1 protein-coding gene is annotated in these 1505 nt (G+C 65.9%); it reads right to left on the reverse strand.

The window, feature by feature from the left end:
* Nucleotides 1-81: 81 nt before the first annotated feature.
* Entirely contained in the window at nucleotides 82-1434 is a 1353-nt protein-coding gene (locus tag D7X96_RS38980) for an IS1182 family transposase (RefSeq protein ID WP_440588269.1), read from the reverse strand.
* Nucleotides 1435-1505: the final 71 nt, after the last annotated feature.

Below are 1505 nucleotides of genomic sequence, written 5' to 3' on the forward strand. Positions count from 1 at the left end.
CTAGGAGTCTGTGGCGGTAACGGGTTGAGGGGCGAGAGCGGACGAGGCATGAGGCCCGCCGCTCGATATTGCGGCGGACGGCTACACGGCCGTCGCGCGGAAGAGCTTGAGAAGGTTGTGGGTGGCGCAGATGAGCGCCCACTCCTCCCGGGCCGCCCTCAGGCCTCGTCGCAGCAGGGCACGGATTGCGCGTGCCTCTTTGATTTGTCCGAAGACGGGCTCCACAATCGCCTTGCGCATTCGATACACCTCTTTGCCTCGCGTCGTCGCCAGCTTCCGGGCCATCCGCTCCTTGGGGGTGAGTCCCGCGGGCGGACGGCCTCTGACTTTCGGTGGCGCTTGCCCATGCTTCTGGCGGCCGGTGGCGATGTACGGCTCGACACCTACCGACTCCAGCCAGTGGACGTTCTTCGCGGAGAAGTAGCCCGCATCCGCGCTCAGCTTTCGGGGCACTGCTTCGAGGTGGGCGGCCACCCGGTCCACCAACGCCGGCAGGTGCTCGGCGTCCGGAGGCTGGTTGGTGAGGGCCTGGGCGACAATCACCTGGTGCGCCGAGTCCACTGCCGCCTGCGCGTTGTACGCCTGCTCGAAGCTGGTGCCCTTCTTCATGATTCGGCTGTCGGAGTCCGTGAAGTTGCGCTGCGCCTTCGGTGTCGGCCTTCCCTCCGCAGTGTGCGACACGGTGTGGCTCGGCAAGTCCTCGACGGTCGGTGGTGCGTCATCGTCATCATCCGCACTCTTGTCCGCCTCGGCGGCTCCCCTGGCTTCGGCCTCCAGCGCCTGCCGGGCCTCTCGAATGCGCTGCAGACGCGTCTGCGCGCGTCGCAGTTCCTCGGGGAGTTCATCGCCGCGCTTGCCCTGGCCGTGCAGTGCGTCCTCCTGCACGTCGACAGCCTCCGCCTGGGCCAGCAACTCCTTCACCTTCTCGCGCAGCTTCTCTTCCTCGTTCTGCATCCGCTCGTAGCTCATCGCCTTATGCTTGCTGGCGTTCGCCTTGAGCTTCGTGCCGTCCAGCGCCACGTGCCCCAGCTTCACCAACCCAGCCCTCGCGCACAGCTTCAGCATCTGCACGAAGAGACTCTCAAAGTGCACTCCGTGCCGACGTCGGAACTCCGAAATCCTCGAGTGGTCCGGGGACTGGTTCCCCGCCAGGACGCGAAAGGCCACGTCCTCCTGCGTCTTCCTCTCTATCTTCCGAGCCGACGTCACCCCGGTGCAGTACGCGTACAGCAGCAGCGCCACCATCATCTTCGGCTCGTACGGAGGGTAGCCCCGCAGCTCCCTCTCGTAGGGCTCGTAGATGGGCGCAAGGTCCAACTCCTCCACCACCTCCAGCACGAAACGCGCGAGGTGGTGCTCCGGAAGCCAGTCCAGCAGCGAGGGCGGCAGCAGGAAGTCCTGCTGCACATTCCAGGGGCGGAACTTCTTGCTCATGCCGGGCATTGAGCATCCTCCTCCCCGGCAGGGCAAGCCCCCATCGCGATTACCGCGACAGGCTCCTAGAG

The organism is Corallococcus interemptor (genome assembly GCF_003668875.1).
Taxonomy (GTDB): Bacteria; Myxococcota; Myxococcia; order Myxococcales; family Myxococcaceae; genus Corallococcus; species Corallococcus interemptor.

What these genes read in the sequence shown, in the direction of transcription:
- D7X96_RS38980 (WP_440588269.1), bottom strand. Translation starts at nt 1,434, where the DNA reads ATGAGCAAGAAGTTCCGCCCCTGGAATGTGCAGCAGGACTTCCTGCTG.